The organism is Streptomyces sp. NPDC001732 (assembly GCF_053596315.1).
The window spans coordinates 242,727-261,061 of sequence record NZ_JBSFFY010000004.1 but is presented as its reverse complement, the minus strand read 5'-3'; the positions used below and the strand labels follow the sequence as shown (position 1 = coordinate 261,061).

General features: G+C 70.1%; 12 protein-coding genes. 8 read left to right on the top strand and 4 right to left on the bottom strand.

Annotated features, from left to right (window positions below; all coding sequences use genetic code 11):
• Nucleotides 1-23 precede the first annotated feature (23 nt).
• The 4 genes from ACWCXX_RS07640 to ACWCXX_RS07625 all read left to right on the top strand — a co-directional run bounded on the left by ACWCXX_RS07640 (nucleotide 24) and on the right by ACWCXX_RS07625 (nucleotide 4,591).
• Nucleotides 24-1,844, top strand: a complete 1,821-nt coding sequence (locus ACWCXX_RS07640; RefSeq protein ID WP_451125380.1) for an LpqB family beta-propeller domain-containing protein — start codon at nucleotides 24-26, stop codon at nucleotides 1,842-1,844.
• A 69-nt stretch (nucleotides 1,845-1,913) separates the two neighbouring features.
• On the top strand, nucleotides 1,914-2,642 hold the full coding sequence (locus ACWCXX_RS07635) for a ComF family protein (protein WP_451125332.1): 729 nt from the start codon (nucleotides 1,914-1,916) through the stop codon (nucleotides 2,640-2,642).
• A 321-nt stretch (nucleotides 2,643-2,963) separates the two neighbouring features.
• Entirely contained in the window at nucleotides 2,964-3,653 is a 690-nt protein-coding gene (hpf, locus tag ACWCXX_RS07630) for a ribosome hibernation-promoting factor, HPF/YfiA family (protein WP_384218565.1), read from the top strand.
• A 185-nt stretch (nucleotides 3,654-3,838) separates the two neighbouring features.
• The gene (locus ACWCXX_RS07625; RefSeq protein ID WP_356931966.1) at nucleotides 3,839-4,591 is read left to right on the top strand and encodes a response regulator transcription factor; all 753 of its coding nucleotides are present in this window, start codon (nucleotides 3,839-3,841) and stop codon (nucleotides 4,589-4,591) included.
• A gap of 109 nt (nucleotides 4,592-4,700) precedes the next feature.
• Here ACWCXX_RS07625 and ACWCXX_RS07620 read toward each other — a convergent pair whose 3' ends face one another.
• Together ACWCXX_RS07620 and ACWCXX_RS07615 are read right to left on the bottom strand one after the other, a co-directional pair.
• Nucleotides 4,701-5,876, bottom strand: coding sequence for a winged helix-turn-helix domain-containing protein (locus tag ACWCXX_RS07620; RefSeq protein ID WP_451125329.1), 1,176 nt, complete (start codon nucleotides 5,874-5,876; stop codon nucleotides 4,701-4,703).
• Nucleotides 5,877-5,990: 114 nt separating this feature from the next.
• The gene (locus ACWCXX_RS07615) at nucleotides 5,991-6,563 is read right to left on the bottom strand and encodes a GNAT family N-acetyltransferase (protein WP_451125327.1); all 573 of its coding nucleotides are present in this window, start codon (nucleotides 6,561-6,563) and stop codon (nucleotides 5,991-5,993) included.
• A gap of 238 nt (nucleotides 6,564-6,801) precedes the next feature.
• Here ACWCXX_RS07615 and secA point away from each other — a divergent pair, with 238 nt between their 5' ends.
• On the top strand, nucleotides 6,802-9,618 hold the full coding sequence (secA, locus tag ACWCXX_RS07610; protein WP_451125325.1) for a preprotein translocase subunit SecA: 2,817 nt from the start codon (nucleotides 6,802-6,804) through the stop codon (nucleotides 9,616-9,618).
• Nucleotides 9,619-10,094: 476 nt separating this feature from the next.
• Here the strand turns inward: secA and ACWCXX_RS07605 are convergent, their stop codons facing one another.
• On the bottom strand, nucleotides 10,095-10,523 hold the full coding sequence (locus ACWCXX_RS07605; protein WP_451125323.1) for an Rv3235 family protein: 429 nt from the start codon (nucleotides 10,521-10,523) through the stop codon (nucleotides 10,095-10,097).
• Nucleotides 10,524-10,813: 290 nt separating this feature from the next.
• Between ACWCXX_RS07605 and ACWCXX_RS07600 the strand changes: the two genes are divergently transcribed.
• The gene (locus ACWCXX_RS07600; RefSeq protein WP_451125321.1) at nucleotides 10,814-11,320 is read left to right on the top strand and encodes a DUF6912 family protein; all 507 of its coding nucleotides are present in this window, start codon (nucleotides 10,814-10,816) and stop codon (nucleotides 11,318-11,320) included.
• Nucleotides 11,321-11,461: 141 nt separating this feature from the next.
• Nucleotides 11,462-12,133: an HAD family hydrolase gene (locus ACWCXX_RS07595; protein WP_451125319.1), complete on the top strand. Its 672-nt coding sequence runs from the start codon at nucleotides 11,462-11,464 to the stop codon at nucleotides 12,131-12,133.
• Between the two features lie 185 nt (nucleotides 12,134-12,318).
• Here the strand turns inward: ACWCXX_RS07595 and ACWCXX_RS07590 are convergent, their stop codons facing one another.
• A complete protein-coding gene (locus ACWCXX_RS07590; RefSeq protein ID WP_451125317.1) occupies nucleotides 12,319-12,888 on the bottom strand; it encodes a DJ-1/PfpI family protein in 570 nt (189 codons plus the stop codon).
• Nucleotides 12,889-13,281: 393 nt separating this feature from the next.
• Between ACWCXX_RS07590 and ACWCXX_RS07585 the strand changes: the two genes are divergently transcribed.
• Nucleotides 13,282-18,288, top strand: a complete 5,007-nt coding sequence (locus ACWCXX_RS07585; protein ID WP_451125315.1) for an NAD-glutamate dehydrogenase — start codon at nucleotides 13,282-13,284, stop codon at nucleotides 18,286-18,288.
• Nucleotides 18,289-18,335: the final 47 nt, after the last annotated feature.

Sequence of the window (18,335 nt, the reverse complement as noted above, 5' to 3'; positions counted from 1 at the left end):
ACGGCCGTGGGCGTGTGCCGGGACTGTTCGTGCTGCTCGGATGCGGTGCGGTGCTGCTGTCCGCGTGCAGCTCGATGCCCGTCACCGGGGACGTCAAGGCCGTCGACGCCTCGCAGCCGGGCGACTCCCAGGTGCAGGTGTACGCCGTCGCGCCACGTGACAACGCCACCACCGACGAAGTGGTCGACGGTTTCCTGGAGTCGATGACCAGCGACGACTCGGAGTTCAGGACGACCCGCAAGTACCTGACGAAGAAGGCGGCCAAGACCTGGGACCCGGGCGCGTTCACCACCGTGCTCACCAAGGCGCCGAACCGGAACGACCGCCCCGTCCGCGACAGCGACCGCAACATCACCGAGGTCACCTACACGCTGACCGGCAAGAAGGTGGCGACGGTCGACGCCCAGAGCGTCTACCAGCCGTTCGCCCCCGCCGACTACAACCAGACGCTGCACCTGGTGAAGGAGAACGGGCCGGAGGGCAAGGAGTGGCGGATCGATTTCGTGCCGGACGGGCTCCTGCTCGGGCAGTCGGACTTCAAGCGTCTCTTCCGCTCCGTCAACAAGTACTACTTCGCGGCGGAACGGCAGACGGCGCAGTCCACCCTGGTGGCCGACCCCGTCTATCTCCGCAGCCGGACCGATCCCGTCACGGGGATGGACACCGTGACCCAGTCCGTCCGCAGCCTTCTCGCGGGGCCGACCGACTGGCTGCGGCCCGTGGTCGAATCCCGGTTTCCCCCGGGCACGGCGCTGAAGAAGGGCGTCACGTCCCTGGCGCCCGACGACCGCAACGTGCTGAAGGTGCCGCTGAACAAGAAGGCGGACGGCGTCGGGCAGCGGTCCTGCCGCATGATGGCCTCGCAGGTCCTCTACACCCTGCGGGACCTGACGTCGGCTCGGGTCGAGCAGGTCGAGTTGCAGCGCTCGGACGGCTCGCCGCTGTGCGTGCTCGGGGCGGACCAGGCGGAGGAGTTCGCCCCTGACGGTTCGTCCAGCGGCCCGGACAGCCAGTACTTCGTCGACGCCAAGGGGCATGTGGAACGGATTCCCGGCAGCACCAAGGGCAGTGGCATTCCGGAGGCGGTGGCCGGTCCGCTCGGCAACGGCCCGGTGCCGATGAGCGTGATCGGCGTGGCCAGGGACGAGCAGTCGGCGGCGGCGGTCTCGCACGACGGGTCGGCGCTCTACGTCACGTCCATCACCTCGGACGGTGAACTCCCCGCCCCCTCGGTGACCAGCAAGGCCCACAACCCCAAGAACCGGCTGTCGGCACCGAGCTGGGACGGCAGGGGCGACCTCTGGGTGGCCGACCGGAACCCCGCCGACACCAGATTGCTGCGGCTGACCGGGGGCACCGGCGAACCGCAGGAAGTCGCCGTGCCCGGCCTGGGCGGCGACCGGATCGAGGCGCTGCGGGTGTCCGCGGACGGGGTGCGGATCGCCCTGCTGGTGACCCAGGACGGGCACAACACCCTGAAGATCGGCCGGATCGAGCGGAGCGGACCGGAGCCGGACCAGCAGGTCTCGGTGGTGCGGCTGCGCCAGGCCGCGCCGCAGCTGACGGACGTGACCGCGATGTCGTGGTCGGGCCGCAGCCGGCTCGTGGTGGTCGGCAAGGAGCAGGGCGGCGTGCAGCAGGTGCGCTATGTGCAGGCGGACGGTTCGACGTCCGCGTCGGGCGCCCTGCCCGGTGTGAACCAGGTTTCGTCGGTCGCGGCGGCGGACGACGAGCAGCTTCCGCTGATGGCGGCCACGTCGAGCGACGGGATCGTGAAGCTGTCGCCCGGCGACAACTGGCAGACGGTGGTCAAGGAAGGGTCGTCGCTGGTCTACCCGGGCTGAGTTCCGCAAGCCACGCCCGCGTTTTCCACAGGGGTGGCCGACTCCCTCCCCGGGAGGCACAGTGGAGTCATGCGGGGGTGGTGGCGGGAGTTCTCCGGGCTGGTCCTGCCGGTGTCCTGCGGCGGTTGCGGCAGGCCGCGCGCGGAGCTGTGCGAGGAGTGCCGTGCGGAACTCCTCGGTGGGGCGCCGCGCCGGGTGAGGCCCGTTCCGGAGCCCGTGGGCCTGCCGGTGGTGCATGCGGCGGCAGCGTACGAAAGAGCCGTGCGGGCGGTGCTCCTGGCCCACAAGGAGCGGGGCGCGCTGGGGTTGGCCGGGGCGCTCGGCAGGGCGCTGGCGGGCGCCGTACGGGCCGGGGCGGGACAGGCGGGCGGCGACGGCCCGTTGCTGCTCGTGCCCGTACCTTCGGCGAGGCGGGCGGTGGCCGCGCGGGGCCATGATCCGACGCGGCGGATCGCGCTGGCCGCGGCGGGGGAGCTGAGACGTGGCGGCACCGGTGCCCGGGTGGCTGCGGTGCTGCGCCAGCGGCGCCCGGTGGCCGACCAGGCGGGGCTGGGGGCCCGGCAACGGCAGACGAATCTGGCGGGGGCGCTGGAGGTCGTGGCCGGGGGCGAACGGCTGCTCGGCGCCGGAAGGGTGGTGCTGGTGGACGATCTCCTGACGACCGGGGCCTCGCTCGCCGAGGCGGCGCGGGCGGTCGGCGCGGCGTGCGGGCGCGCGGAAGTTGTTTCCGGTGCCGGGCGGGCGGCTGTTGTCGCAGTATCTCCCGTGGCCTTCGAAATAAACCGGAACTCCCGGTGAAGTTGCATCGTTGCAGGTAGTGAGGGAGTGAAAAACCCCGATCGGAGGTACGCGCGAGTAGCGGGTGCCGACATCCGGCCGGGCAGGCTATGTTCGGTTGTGAGGAATGGTGAATGCCAGACCTCGACGAATGCACCACCAGGTTTCGGGCAGGTAACTCACCAGTAGCCCAGAGCTGGGAATTCGGCGGGGTGGAGTCCCCGCCGTTGGGGGAGGAGGAGGTGGAAGTCACCGAGTCCGCGGCTCCGGTCGTTGCCGGAGCCTGGTGCAAAAGGGAGATGCTCCGCCATTGAGCGGGGTTTTCCGGGAACGGAGTTCTGCGTGGACATCGTCGTCAAGGGCCGCAAGACCGAGGTGCCCGAGCGGTTCCGCAAGCACGTGGCCGAGAAGCTGAAGCTGGACAAGATCCAGAAGTTCGACGGCAAGGTGATCAGCCTCGACGTCGAGGTGTCCAAGGAGCCGAACCCCCGTCAGGCCGACCGTTCCGACCGGGTGGAGATCACGCTCCGCTCGCGGGGGCCGGTCATTCGGGCGGAAGCGGCCGCAGGCGACCCGTACGCAGCGCTGGACCTGGCCACCGGCAAGCTGGAGGCGCGGCTGCGCAAGCAGCACGACAAGCGCTACAGCCGTCGTGGCAACGGCCGGATTCCCGCTGCCGAGGTCGCCGAGAACGTGCCGGACGCGGCGTCGTTCAACGGTGAGGGCGACCTGATCGCCAGTGAGACGGCGGAGTCCGTGCCCACCACCAGGTTCGGCTCGCTGGAGATCCAGGGCGAGGGTCCGCTGGTGATGCGCGAGAAGACGCATGTCGCCGCACCGATGTCGCTCGATCAGGCGCTCTACGAAATGGAGTTGGTCGGGCACGACTTCTACCTGTTCGTCGACTCCGAAACCAAGGAACCCAGTGTCGTCTACCGGCGACACGCCTATGACTACGGTGTCATCCATCTGAGGACCGACCCGCTGGCCGCCGACGAGGCAGGCGGCGCAGGCGGCGCGCTCGGCGGCTGACGCCACGCTTTCGCGGTGCCCCTGGAACGCCTGTGCGCTCCCAGGGGCACCCGTGCGCGGTCACATGATCACCGTTCCGACGTCCAGGCATGGAATCATGGCGTCCCAAGCCAACCGGTGCTCTGTGAACTGCCGTTGGCGGACTGCTTGTGAACTTCAGGCCATGGCCTTCAGGGGGAGGAACGATGGCGGACGCCTTCGGGCCCGTGCGTGACGCGAATGACGCCGACGACATCGCGAGGGCCTGCGGCCCCGACGCGGACAACGGTTTCCGCAAGGAGCCGATCCGGGTCCTCGTGGTGGACGACCACGCGCTCTTCCGCAGAGGTCTGGAGATCGTCCTCGCCCAGGAGGAGGACATCCAGGTCGTCGGCGAGGCCGGAGACGGGTCGGAGGCGGTCGACAAGGCTGCCGACCTGCTGCCCGACATCGTGCTGATGGACGTACGGATGCCCAAGCGCGGCGGCATCGAGGCCTGCACGGCGATCAAGGAGGTGGCCCCGAGCGCGAAGATCATCATGCTGACGATCAGCGACGAGGAGGCCGACCTCTACGACGCGATCAAGGCCGGTGCCACCGGCTACCTCCTCAAGGAGATCTCCACGGACGAGGTGGCCACCGCGATTCGCGCGGTCGCCGACGGACAGTCCCAGATCAGCCCCTCCATGGCGTCCAAACTGCTCACCGAGTTCAAGTCGATGATCCAGCGGACCGACGAGCGCAGGCTGGTCCCCGCACCGAGGCTCACCGACCGGGAACTCGAAGTCCTCAAACTCGTCGCGACGGGCATGAACAATCGCGATATCGCGAAGGAACTGTTCATTTCCGAGAACACCGTGAAGAACCACGTCCGCAACATTCTGGAGAAGTTGCAGCTGCACTCCCGGATGGAAGCCGTGGTCTATGCCATGCGGGAGAAGATCCTGGAGATCAGGTGACCCGCCCGGTGAAGGGGCGGGCCACGACGGCAGGACCGGACGGAACGGTGCCGGGCGAAAGGCCGGGCGCCACAAAGAGGTAAAGGACCGGGCAGGAGGACGGTCGCGCTCAGGCCAGGACGCGGGCGATTTCCCGGGCGAGCGGCTCGCGCAGTTCCGGCGCGTCGACCCGCTCCAGCCGGACGTCCGTGCAGCCGACCCAGGACGCGGCCTCCACCAGCGCCTCGGCCATCGGCACCACGGCCTTCCCACTCTCCAGGGACACCTGGCGGGCGACCAGCGTGCTGCCCTCGCGGGCGGGGTCCACACGGCCCTGCAGCCGTCCGCCCGCCAGCAGCGGCATCGCGAAGTATCCGTGGACCCGCTTGGGTTTGGGGACGTACGCCTCCAGGCGATGGGTGAAACCGAAGATCCGCTCGGTGCGTGCCCGCTCCCAGACCAGCGAGTCGAACGGCGACAACAGGGTCGTACGGTGCCGGCCGCGCGGCTCCGAGGCCAGCGCCGCCGGGTCCGCCCAGGCGGGCTTCGACCAGCCCCGCACCGCCACCGGCACCAGTCCGGAGTCCGCCACCACCGCGTCGAACTGCTCGCCCTTCAGCCGGTGGTAGTCCGCGATGTCCGCCCGGGTGCCCACCCCCAGGGACTGCCCCGCGAGCGCGACCAGCCGCCGCAGGCACTCCGCGTCGTCCAGGTCGTCGTGCAGCACGGCGTCGGGCAGGGCCCGCTCGGCGAGGTCGTACACCCGCTTCCAGCCGCGCCGCTCGGTGCACACCACCTCGCCGTACATCAGGGCGCGCTCGACGGCGACCTTCGACGCCGACCAGTCCCACCACTCGCCGCCGTTCTTCGCGCCGCCCAGCTCCGTCGCCGTCAGCGGTCCCTCGGCGTGCAACTGCTTGATCACCGTCTCGTACGCGCCGTCCGGCAGGTCGTGGTACCACTGCGGGCGCGAGCGGTAGGCGCGGCGGCGGAACGCGAAGTGCGGCCACTCCTCGACCGGCAGGATGCAGGCCGCGTGCGACCAGTACTCGAAGGTGCGGCCGCCCGACCAGTACGCCTCCTCGATCGTGCGCCGGCCGACCGCGCCGAGGCGGGCGTACGGAATCAGCTCGTGCGACCGCGCGAGCACCGAGATCGTGTCGAGCTGCACGGCGCCGAGATGCCGCAGCACGCCCGGAACCCCGGCCCGGCGGTCCGGGGCACCCAGGAAGCCCTGGGCGCGCAGGGCGATCCGGCGCGCCTGGTCGGCGGAGAGTTCGATGGCGGGAGGCGGCACAGACGTCATGCCCCGCACCCTAGAGGCAGGCACTGACAGTCGGCCCGGTTCCCGCAGAACCCGGGGCCGACCACCGGGGCCGCCCGTTCAGGAGACGGACAGAGTTCAGGAGACGGACGGAGTTCAAGGGGCGGGCAGATAGGTGTGGGTGCCCGGTAGACCGAGGTCGGAGGGGAGCAGTGCCCCCACCCAGGCGTCGCGCCGTACCCCCTTGTTGAACAGCCCCGACCGCTGCTCGCCCTCCATCCGGAACCCCGCCCGCAGGGCCACGGCGCGCGAGGGGAGGTTGCCGACCTCGGCGCACCACTCCAGCCGGTCGCCGCCCAGTTCGGTAAATGTCCAGCGGGCGGCGGACAGCACCGCTTCCGTCGTGTAGCCGCGGCCCCGGTGCCCGGCGGCGGACCAGAACCCCACCTCGTACGTGCCCGGGAGGTTGCAGCGGGTGATGTTGAGCGCGCCCACCAGGGCCCCGCCGGTGCGCAGGACCGTCGCGAAGCTGTACACGGAGTCGTTGCGCCAGCCGTCGGGACACAGCTTCTCCGTGAAGAGCTCCGCGTCGGCGCGGCTGTAGGGGGAGGGCACGACCGTCCAGCGCTGGATGTCGGGATCCTGACAGACGGAGTGGACCTCGTCGATGTCGTCGCTGGTGAAGGGGCGCAGCAACAGGCGGTCGGTGGTGAGGGTGATCGGCTCCATATGCGGATTCTGGTGAGGTACCGGGTGCGAAGCGAACACTTTTCGCACTTCCCGGCACCTTCCGCGTCCTTCGGCCGTTGACCCATGAGGGACGGTGGGGACAACGCGACGGCAGCCCTCCCGGCGCGGCCGGGTCCTCGCTTACGATGGCCGTTGCGGTGGGGCCCACCTGCCGTGCCCGCGCCAGAGTCCACACACGACCCAGTGCCAGGCCCGACCGGCAAGGAGACCAGCCTCAGTGTCCGTCTTCAACAAGCTCATGCGTGCAGGCGAAGGCAAGATCCTGCGCAAACTGCACCGCATCGCGGACCAGGTCAGCTCCATCGAAGAGGACTTCGTCAACCTCTCCGACGCCGAGCTGCGGGCGCTCACCGACGAGTACAAGGAACGGTACGCGGACGGCGAGAGCCTGGACGACCTGCTCCCCGAAGCATTCGCGACCGTCCGTGAGGCCGCCAAGCGAGTCCTCGGACAGCGCCACTACGACGTTCAGATGATGGGCGGCGCAGCCCTGCACCTCGGCTACGTGGCCGAGATGAAGACCGGCGAGGGCAAGACCCTGGTCGGCACCCTGCCGGCGTACCTCAACGCGCTCTCCGGCAAGGGCGTACACCTGATCACGGTCAACGACTACCTGGCCGAGCGCGACTCCGAACTGACGGGGCGGGTCCACAAGTTCCTGGGCCTGACCGTCGGCTGCATCATCGCCAACATGACGCCGGCCCAGCGCCGTGAGCAGTACGCCTGCGACATCACGTACGGCACGAACAACGAGTTCGGCTTCGACTACCTCCGCGACAACATGGCGTGGTCCGCGGACGAGCTCGTCCAGCGCGGCCACAACTTCGCCGTGGTCGACGAGGTCGACTCGATCCTCGTCGACGAGGCCCGTACGCCGCTGATCATCTCCGGCCCGGCCGACCAGGCCACCAAGTGGTATGGCGACTTCGCCAAGCTGGTCACCCGTCTCACCAAGGGCGAGGCGGGCAACCCGCTCAAGGGCATCGAGGAGACCGGCGACTACGAGGTCGACGAGAAGAAGCGGACCGTCGCCATCCACGAGTCCGGCGTCTCGAAGGTCGAGGACTGGCTCGGCATCGAGAACCTCTACGAGTCGGTGAACACCCCTCTCGTCGGGTACCTCAACAACGCCATCAAGGCCAAGGAACTCTTCAAGAAGGACAAGGACTACGTCGTCATCGACGGCGAAGTCATGATCGTCGACGAGCACACCGGCCGTATCCTCGCCGGCCGCCGCTACAACGAGGGCATGCACCAGGCGATCGAGGCGAAGGAAGGGGTGGACATCAAGGACGAGAACCAGACGCTCGCCACGATCACCCTGCAGAACTTCTTCCGTCTCTACGACAAGCTCTCCGGCATGACCGGTACGGCGATGACCGAGGCCGCGGAGTTCCACCAGATCTACAAGCTCGGCGTGGTGCCGATCCCGACCAACCGGCCGATGATCCGCGCCGACCAGTCGGACCTGATCTACCGCACCGAGGTCGCGAAGTTCGCCGCGGTCGTCGACGACATCGTCGAGAAGCACGAGAAGGGCCAGCCGATCCTGGTCGGCACCACCTCGGTCGAGAAGTCCGAGTACCTCTCGCAGCAGCTCTCCAAGCGCGGTGTCCAGCACGAGGTGCTCAACGCCAAGCAGCACGACCGGGAGGCGACGATCGTCGCCCAGGCGGGCCGCAAGGGCGCGGTCACGGTCGCGACGAACATGGCCGGCCGAGGCACCGACATCAAGCTCGGCGGCAATCCCGACGACCTCGCCGAGGCGGAGCTGCGCCAGCGCGGCCTGGACCCCGTCGAGCACGTCGAGGAGTGGGCGGCAGCGCTGCCCGCCGCGCTGGAGAAGGCCGAGCAGGCCGTGAAGGCGGAGTTCGAAGAGGTCAAGGAGCTCGGCGGCCTCTACGTCCTGGGCACCGAGCGGCACGAGTCGCGGCGCATCGACAACCAGCTGCGCGGTCGTTCCGGCCGTCAGGGCGACCCGGGCGAGTCCCGCTTCTACCTGTCGCTCGGCGACGACCTGATGCGGCTGTTCAAGGCGCAGATGGTCGAGCGGGTCATGTCGATGGCCAATGTGCCGGACGACGTGCCGATCGAGAACAAGATGGTGACGCGGGCGATCGCGTCGGCCCAGTCGCAGGTCGAGCAGCAGAACTTCGAGACGCGCAAGAACGTCCTGAAGTACGACGAGGTGCTCAACCGCCAGCGCGAGGTCATCTACGGCGAGCGCCGCCGCGTCCTGGAGGGCGAGGACCTGCAGGACCAGGTCCGCCACTTCATGGACGACACGATCGACGACTACATCCGCCAGGAGACCACCGAGGGCTTCGCCGAGGAGTGGGACCTGGACCGGCTGTGGGGCGCGTTCAAGCAGCTCTACCCGGTGAAGGTCACCATCGAGGAGCTGGAGGACGCGGCCGGCGACCGGGCCGGGATCACGGCCGAGTTCATCGGCGAGTCCATCAAGGACGACATCCACGAGCAGTACGACGCGCGCGAGAAGCAGCTCGGCTCGGACATCATGCGTGAGCTGGAGCGGCGTGTGGTGCTGTCCGTCCTCGACCGCAAGTGGCGCGAGCACCTCTACGAGATGGACTACCTCCAGGAGGGCATCGGCCTGCGGGCCATGGCGCAGAAGGACCCGCTGGTCGAGTACCAGCGCGAGGGCTTCGACATGTTCAACGCCATGATGGAGGGCATCAAGGAGGAGTCCGTCGGCTACCTGTTCAACCTGGAGGTCCAGGTCGAGCAGCAGGTCGAGGAGGTTCCGGTGCAGGACGAGGCCGAGCGGCCCTCGCTCGTCAAGGAGGACGCCGTACCGGCGGCGCGTCCCGAGATCCGGGCCAAGGGGCTCGACGCCCCGCAGCGTCCCGACCGGCTGCACTTCTCCGCCCCCACGGTGGACGGGGAGGGCGGCGTCGTCGAGGGCGACTTCTCCAACGGCGGCGGCACGACCGGGTCCGAGTCGGACGGGCTGACCCGGGCGGAGCGGCGCAAGGCGCAGAAGAACGGTGGGGGGCGCCGCCGCAAGAAGTAGTCACGTAGTGACGTGGCGAAGGCCGGGGTCGGGCGCGTGATGGTGGCGCCCGACCCCGGCCTCGGTTTGTTCTGGGGTGGGGTGGGTGTGGCGGATGTGGCAAGCGTGCTGAGGGTGGGAGGGGCGCGGGGTGGCAGCTGCGCGGGCTTGCCCCCTACCCGCCCCTTCCCGTAACCGGGGCTCTGTCCCGGACCCCGCTCCTCAATCGCCGAAGGGGCTGTCTCTTCCTCGGAGGACTGAGAGCGGGAGCAGGGTGATCCGGGGCCCGGGTGAATCGGAGCGGACCTTGTGGGCCCGGGGCTTCTCCTGGGGCGTTGGAGGCTCCTTTCTGGGCGTTGTGAGGGGTGTGGGAGGAGGCGCGGACCCCTCCGGCACTGTGGCTTCCGTTCCGGTTCCTGTGCTGTCGGCCTCCGCCGGGGCCCGGTCCCGCGGCCCCGGCGGCTTTCCCGTCGGTTCTCGGGCGGCGGGAAGGGCGGTCAGCGGGGCAAGGGGGCCTGGAGGCGTTCGCCGCCCAGTTCCACCGCGGCGCAGCGCCAGCGGAGATCGGTGCCCTGTTCCAGGCGGAAGGCCATCGCCCGTACCTGCTCGCCCGCCGCGATGCTCGCGCAGGCCTCGACCACGCCCGGTGCCGGCTGGGCGCCGTGGCACTTGCGGATCACGGGGCGGGCGCCGCGGCCCCTGAGCGGGGTGCGCGGGGCCAGTTCGGCCAGCTGGTCGTACGCCTCACCGATGGTGTGGCCGAGCATCCAGTGCACCGGGCGCTGACCGCTGAGCACCGCGAGGAGGCGTTCGGCGAACCAGTGGTGGGGGCGTACGTGCCGGGGAATCCTCGTGCGCTGGGGTGGTACGGAGTGGGGTCCGCGCCGGTCGTGGCGTCCGGCGGGCCGGGTCCTGTTCGTGCTCATCGTTCATTGCCCCCGTGCTTCAGAGGCCCGGCTGCATACCGGGCGGTAACTTCGCTGGGGATCTTCTACGGCGGCCGGGAGCGTGCCGCAAGCGGCGACAGGGCGCCCGGGGTGGTCGGGACGAATCACCTATCCGGGTGATGCGGGCGTCGACGGGCGGGGCGTGCGGCGGGCGGCGGGCGGGTGAGGGGCGGTTGCCGGGTGGACGGACCGGCGCCGGTGCACGTGACCCCAAAGGGGGACGTCGCACGTATCCTGAGGGCGTTTCCGACTACGAAAGCGGCCCAGCCATGCGCGTGTACGTCCCCCTGACCCTCTCCGGTCTCGCAGCGGCGCACCGGGCGGGCGAGATCGGTCCCGGTCCGCTGACCGCGTACGGGGTGACCCCCGGACTGCGTGAGTGGTACGTCTCCGACGACATCGAGGAACTGGAGTACGCCGCGCTCAACCGGGCCGCCTCCGCCTCGTTGCGCATGATCGCCCAGAACCCCGACGAGATCCGACGACGGGTCGTCGTCGCCGTCGACGTACCGGACGGCGCGGCCGTCGCCGACCCGGACCGCGGCCTCGACTCGTCCTCGCTCGGCGAGGTGCGGATCGCGTCCTCCGTGGCGCTCGCCGAGGCTGCCGCCGTGCACGTCGACTCGGACGACGCGCGGGAGGACGTCACGGCCGCCGCCGCGGCGCTGGGGGCGGCGGACCTCGGTGACGACGACGCACAGTTCACCGTGGACGGTGCCGAGGACCACGAGCTGATGTGGTTCGGCATCCAGGAGATCCCGAACCTGATCGGCTGAGGGGCGACTGCAGAGCCCGGCCGAGGGGTCCGGTCGAGGGCCCGGACGCGAAGCCCGGCCGCAGCGGCGGGAGGTCGGCCGGGTGGCCGGGGAGCGGTCGTTTCGAATGGATTGTCGGACCCGGCGGGTACTTTCTTACGCATGGGGACGCACGGGAAGCATCGCACGCATCTGATCTGGGACTGGAACGGCACACTGCTCGACGACAACGTCGCGGTCGTCGGAGCGACGAACGCCGCGTTCGGCGAGATCGGCCTGGAACCGATCACGCTGGAGCAGTACCGCGAGATGTACTGCGTCCCGATACCCCGCTTCTACGAACGGCTGCTGGGCCGACTGCCCACGGAGGCCGAGTGGGAGCGGATGGACGGGGTGTTCCACCGGCACTACACCGAGCAGCGGGCCGCCTGCGGGCTCACCGAGGGGGCCGAGGAGCTCCTCGTGCAGTGGCGGCTGGCCGGGCGCAGCCAGTCGCTGCTGAGCATGTACGGGCACGACGACCTGGTTCCCGTGGTGCGGGGCTACGGCATCGAGCCGCATTTCGTACGGGTCGACGGGCGCACCGGGCCGTCCGGCGGCAGCAAGGCGCGGCACATGGAACGGCACCTGGCCGCGCTGGACGGGATCTCCCCGCAGTACACGGTGGTCATCGGTGACGCGGTGGACGACGCCGTGGCCGCGGCCCACATCGGGGCGAAGGCCGTGCTCTACACCGGTGGATCGCACAGCAGGGCCAGTCTCGAAGCGGCCGGGGTGCCGGTGGTGGACAGCCTGGCCGAGGCCGCGCACCTCGCGGAGCAGCTGGCCGGGTGAGACACCGGGCGGGCCGGGGGAGGCCCTGAGAGGGCCGGGTGTGAGGCGTCGCGCCTGCCGACCTGGCCTGGCGTGAGGCGTCGAATCTGCCGGGCGCCGAGGTGCCCACGTGCCTGCCGGGCCGAATGCCGTGCCGGTCGGGTGAGGAAGCCGGGAGGGCGCCGGTCGGGTGAGGGGGCGGGGAGTCAGGGGGCGGCCGGGGCCTTCGCGCGGAGGACCTTCAGGAACTCGCGCATCCACGCCGAGTGGTCCGGCCATGCACGGGAGGAGACCAGCGCGCCGTCGACCACCACCTCGTGGTCCTCGAAGGTGGCGCCCGCCGCCTGCATGTCGAGCTCCAGCGCCGGATACGCGGTGACGTGCCGGCCGGTCAGTGCGTCGATCGCCGCGGTCATCAGCGGACCGTGGCAGATCTGCGCCACCGGCCGGTCCGAGTCGAAGAACGCCTTGAGGATCTTGCGCAGCTCCGCGTCGTTGCGCAGGTACTCGGGAGCCCGGCCGCCCGGGACCACCAGGGCCACGTACTCCCCGGCGTCGACCTCGGAGAAGGCCAGGTCGGCGGGCCAGGTGTAGCCGGGCTTCTCGGTGTAGGTGTCGAACCCGGGCACGAAGTCGTGGACCACGAAGCGCAGCGTCTTGCGGGTGGGGGCCGCGATGTGGACGTCGTACCCCTCCTCGCGCAGCCGCTGGTAGGGGTAGAGGACTTCCAGGGACTCGGCGGCGTCGCCGGTGACGATCAGGATCTTCGGTGCCATGGTGGGGCTCCCGCGGGTCGTCGGCCTGTTCGTTACCAGAGTGCGGCAATACGGAGAGGCGCGCTGTCCAAGGTGTCAAATTCGGCGCCGTTTTTTGGACATATACAACTCATGACGGCGAAGGGTTCGGGCGAGATAGCCTGGACCCCGTGATCAGCGCGATACGCCTCGGGGGCAGTGAAGCCCCCGGCCCGCACCCGGAGTGCCACAGCCTCCGGGTCGTCGCCGATCCTCACTGCCCGGACCGACTCCCCACAGGGACCGAAACGGTCCCGGGCATCTCTCACAGCGGCAGAGCGGTAGCGTCGACCCGGAACGGAAAACCCGGGTCGTGGTGCTATGCCGCCTATTCCACCTACGTCACGCAACGGCGCGCGACAGGAGCCAGAGGACATGCAGACCAAGCTGGACGAAGCCAAGGCCGAGCTGCTCGCACGGGCTGCGAGGGTAGCTGACAACAGCCCGGGTGGTGGTGTCGGTGGGCCGGGCGGTACCTCCCGGGTCCGTGTCGCGGACGCCGGGGCCGAGCAGGAACGTCCCGAGCAGGACGTACTCCTCTCCTACCTCCAGCGCTACTACCTGCACACCGCTCCGGAGGACATCACGGGCCGCGACCCCGTGGACGTCTTCGGGGCCGCCTCCTCCCACTACCGGCTGGCCGAGACGCGCCCGCAGGGCACGGCGAACGTCCGGGTGCACACCCCGACCGTCGAGGAGAACGGCTGGACGTGCAGCCACACCGTCGTCGAGGTGGTCACCGACGACATGCCCTTCCTGGTCGACTCCGTCACCAACGAGCTGTCCCGGCAGGGGCGCGGCATCCACGTCGTGATCCACCCGCAGGTCGTCGTGCGCCGTGACGTCACCGGCAAGCTCATCGAGGTTCTCGCCGAGGGCAACGGCCTCCCGGCGGGCCCGCAGGGCGGCAAGAACGCCAAGGGCGGCAAGGACGGCAAGGTCGAGCTGCCGCACGACGCGCTCGTCGAGTCCTGGATCCACGTCGAGATCGACCGCGAGACCGACCGCGCCGACCTCCAGCAGATCACCGCCGACCTGCTGCGCGTCCTGTCCGACGTGCGGGAGACCGTCGAGGACTGGGAGAAGATGCGCGAGGCCGCGCTGCGCATCGCCGACGACCTGCCCGGCGAACCGCTCGACGACCTCGCCGACGAAGAGGTCAACGAGGCCAGGGAGCTGCTGCGCTGGCTCGCCGCCGATCACTTCACCTTCCTCGGCTACCGCGAGTACGAGCTGAAGGACACCGACTCGCTGGCCGCCGTCGCCGGTACCGGCCTCGGTATCCTGCGCTCCGACCCGCACCACAGCGTCGACGAGGCGCACCCGGTCAGCCCCTCCTTCGACCGGCTGCCCGCCGACGCCCGAGCCAAGGCCCGCGAGCGCAAGCTCCTCATCCTCACCAAGGCCAACAGCCGCTCCACGGTCCACCGCCCCAGCTACCTCGACTACGTCGGCGTGAAGAAGTTCGACGCGGACGGCAACGTCATCGGCGAGCGCCGCTTCCTCGGACTGTTCTCCTCCGCCGCCTACACCGAGTCCGTGCGCCGGGTGCCCGTCATCCGCCGCAAGGTCGCCGAGGTGCTGGAGGGCGCCGGGTTCTCGCCCAACAGCCACGACGGCCGCGACCTGCTCCAGATCCTGGAGACGTACCCGCGCGACGAGCTCTTCCAGACCCCCGTCGACCAGCTGCGCTCCGTCGTCACCTCCGTCCTCTACCTCCAGGAGCGCCGCCGGCTGCGGCTCTACCTGCGCCAGGACGAGTACGGGCGCTACTACTCCGCGATCGTCTACCTGCCGCGCGACCGCTACACCACCGGTGTGCGCCTGCGCCTGATCGACATCCTCAAGGAGGAACTGGGCGGCATCAGCGTCGACTTCACCGCCTGGAACACCGAGTCGATCCTCTCCCGGCTGCACTTCGTCGTCCGGGTCGCCCCCGGCACCGAACTGCCCGACCTCACCGACGCCGAGGCCGACCGCATCGAGGCCCGGCTCGTCGAGGCCGCCCGCTCCTGGGCGGACGGCTTCCAGGAGGCGCTGGGCGCCGAGTGCGGCGAGGAGCGGGCCGCCGAGCTGCTGCGCCAGTACGGCCACTCCTTCCCCGAGGGCTACAAGGCCGACCACACGCCGCGCGCCGCCGTGGCCGACCTGGTCCACCTCGAAGCGCTCAAGAAGGACGAGAAGGACTTCGCCCTCAGCCTGTACGAGCCGGTCGGCGCCGGCCCCGGCGAGCGCCGCTTCAAGATCTACCGGACCGGTGAGCAGGTCTCCCTCTCCGCCGTGCTCCCGGCCCTCCAGCGGCTCGGCGTCGAGGTCGTCGACGAGCGCCCGTACGAGCTGCGCTGCGCGGACCGTACGCACGCCTGGATCTACGACTTCGGGCTCCGGATGCCGCAGGCCGGCGGCAACTACCTCGCCGACGACGCCCGCGACCGCTTCCAGGACGCCTTCGCCGCCGTGTGGAACGGAGAGGCCGAGAACGACGGCTTCAACTCGCTCGTCCTGGGCGCCGGGCTGACCTGGCGCCAGGCGGTGGTGCTGCGCGCCTACGCCAAGTACCTGCGCCAGGCCGGATCGACGTTCAGCCAGGACTACATGGAGAGCACTCTCCGCAACAACGTCCACACCACCCGGCTGCTGGTCTCGCTCTTCGAGGCCCGGATGTCCCCGGAGCGGCAGAGCGCCGGCACCGAGCTGACCGACGGCCTCCTGGAGGAACTGGACGGGGCTCTGGACCAGGTCGCCTCGCTCGACGAGGACCGCATCCTGCGCTCCTTCCTCACCGTCATCAAGGCCACCCTGCGCACCAACTTCTTCCAGATGGCCGACAGCGGCAAGCCGCACGGCTACGTCTCGATGAAGTTCGACCCGCAGTCCATCCCGGACCTGCCCGCGCCCCGGCCCGCCTTCGAGATCTGGGTCTACTCGCCGCGCGTCGAAGGTGTGCACCTGCGCTTCGGCAAGGTCGCCCGAGGCGGGCTGCGCTGGTCGGACCGGCGCGAGGACTTCCGTACGGAGATCCTCGGCCTGGTCAAGGCGCAGATGGTCAAGAACACCGTCATCGTGCCCGTCGGCGCCAAGGGCGGGTTCGTCGCCAAGCAGCTGCCGGACCCGGCCGTCGACCGCGACGCCTGGATGGCCGAGGGCATCGCCTCGTACCGCACCTTCATCTCGGCGCTGCTCGACATCACCGACAACATGGTGGCCGGCGAGGTCGTGCCGCCCAAGGACGTCGTCCGGCACGACGAGGACGACACCTACCTGGTCGTCGCCGCCGACAAGGGCACCGCGAGCTTCTCCGACATCGCCAACGAGGTCGCCGTCGGGTACGGCTTCTGGCTCGGCGACGCCTTCGCCTCCGGCGGCTCCGCCGGTTACGACCACAAGGGCATGGGCATCACCGCCCGCGGCGCCTGGGAGTCCGTCAAGCGGCACTTCCGCGAGCTGGGCCACGACACCCAGACCGAGGACTTCACCGTCGTCGGCGTCGGCGACATGTCCGGTGACGTCTTCGGCAACGGCATGCTGCTCTCCGAGCACATCCGGCTCGTCGCCGCCTTCGACCACCGGCACATCTTCATCGACCCCACCCCGGACGCCGCCACCTCCTACGCCGAGCGGCGCCGCCTCTTCGAGCTGCCGCGCAGCTCCTGGGCCGACTACGACAAGGAACTGCTCTCCGCGGGCGGCGGCGTCCACCCGCGCAGCGCCAAGTCCATCCCGATCAACGCGCACATCCGCGAGGCGCTCGGCATCGAGCCGGGAGTCACCAAGATGACGCCCGCCGAGCTGATGCAGACCGTCCTCAAGGCCCCCGTGGACCTGGTGTGGAACGGCGGCATCGGCACGTACATCAAGTCCTCCGTCGAGTCGAACGCGGACGTCGGCGACAAGGGCAACGACGCCATCCGCGTCAACGGCGAGGACCTGCGGGCCAAGGTCGTCGGCGAGGGCGGCAACCTCGGCGCCACCCAGCTCGGCCGGATCGAGTTCGCCCGCGCCGGCGGCCGGATCAACACCGACGCGATCGACAACAGCGCCGGCGTGGACACCTCCGACCACGAGGTGAACATCAAGATCCTGCTCAACGGCCTGGTCCGGGACGGCGACATGACCGTCAAGCAGCGCAACAAGCTGCTCGCCGAGATGACCGACGAGATCGGCCGCCTGGTCCTGCGCAACAACTACGCGCAGAACGTGGCGCTCGCCAACGCCACGGCCCAGTCGGCCTCCCTGCTCCACGCCCACCAGCGCTTCATGCGCCGACTGGGCCGCGACGGCGACCTCGACCGCGGACTGGAGTTCCTGCCCAACGACCGGCAGATCCGCGAGCTGCTCAACTCCGGCAAGGGGCTCACCCAGCCCGAACTCGCCGTGCTGCTCGCCTACACGAAGATCACCGTGGCCCGGGAGCTGATCCGCACCAGCCTGCCGGACGACCCGCACCTGCAGAAGCTGCTGCACGCCTACTTCCCGCACCAGCTGCGCGAGCAGTTCCCCGAGGCGGTCGACGGGCACGCGCTGCGCCGCGAGATCATCACCACCGTCCTGGTCAACGACACGGTGAACAGCGGTGGTTCGACCTTCCTGCACCGACTGCGGGAAGAGACCGGGGCCTCGATCGAGGAGATCGTGCGGGCGCAGTTCGTGGCCCGTGAGATCTTCGGCCTCGGCCAGGTGTGGGACGCGGTGGAGGCGCTCGACAACGAGGTCGCCGCCGATGTCCAGACCCGCGTCCGGCTGCACTCGCGCCGGCTCGTCGAGCGCGGTTCGCGCTGGCTGCTCGGCAACCGGCCGCAGCCGCTGGAGATCGCCGCGACGGTCGACTTCTTCAAGGCCGGGGTCGAGCAGGTCTGGGCCGAGCTGCCCAAGATGCTGAAGGGCACCGACCTGGAGTGGTACCAGTCGATCCTGGACGAGCTCACCGAGGCGGGCGTCCCGGGCGAACTGGCCCAGCGGGTCGCCGGGTTCTCCTCCGCCTTCCCGACGCTGGACGTCGTGGCGATCGCGGAGCGCACCGGCAAGGACCCGCTCGCCGTCGCCGAGGTGTACTACGACCTCGCCGACCGGCTGGGCATCACCCGGCTGATGGACCGGATCATCGAGCTGCCGCGGGCCGACCGCTGGCAGTCCATGGCCCGCGCCTCCATCCGCGAGGACCTGTACGCCGCGCACGCCGCGCTCACCGCGGACGTGCTGGGGGTGGGCAACGGGGGCTCGACGCCGGAGGAGCGGTTCAAGGCCTGGGAGGAGAAGAACGCGGCGATCCTCACGCGCTCGCGCTCCACGCTCGACGAGATCCAGGGCTCGGACGCCTTCGACCTGGCGAACCTGTCGGTGGCGATGCGGACGATGCGGACGCTGCTGCGCACGCACGCGTGACGACCCTCGGGTGAGGCGGTCGCCGGGCCGGTCGGTCCGGCGACCGC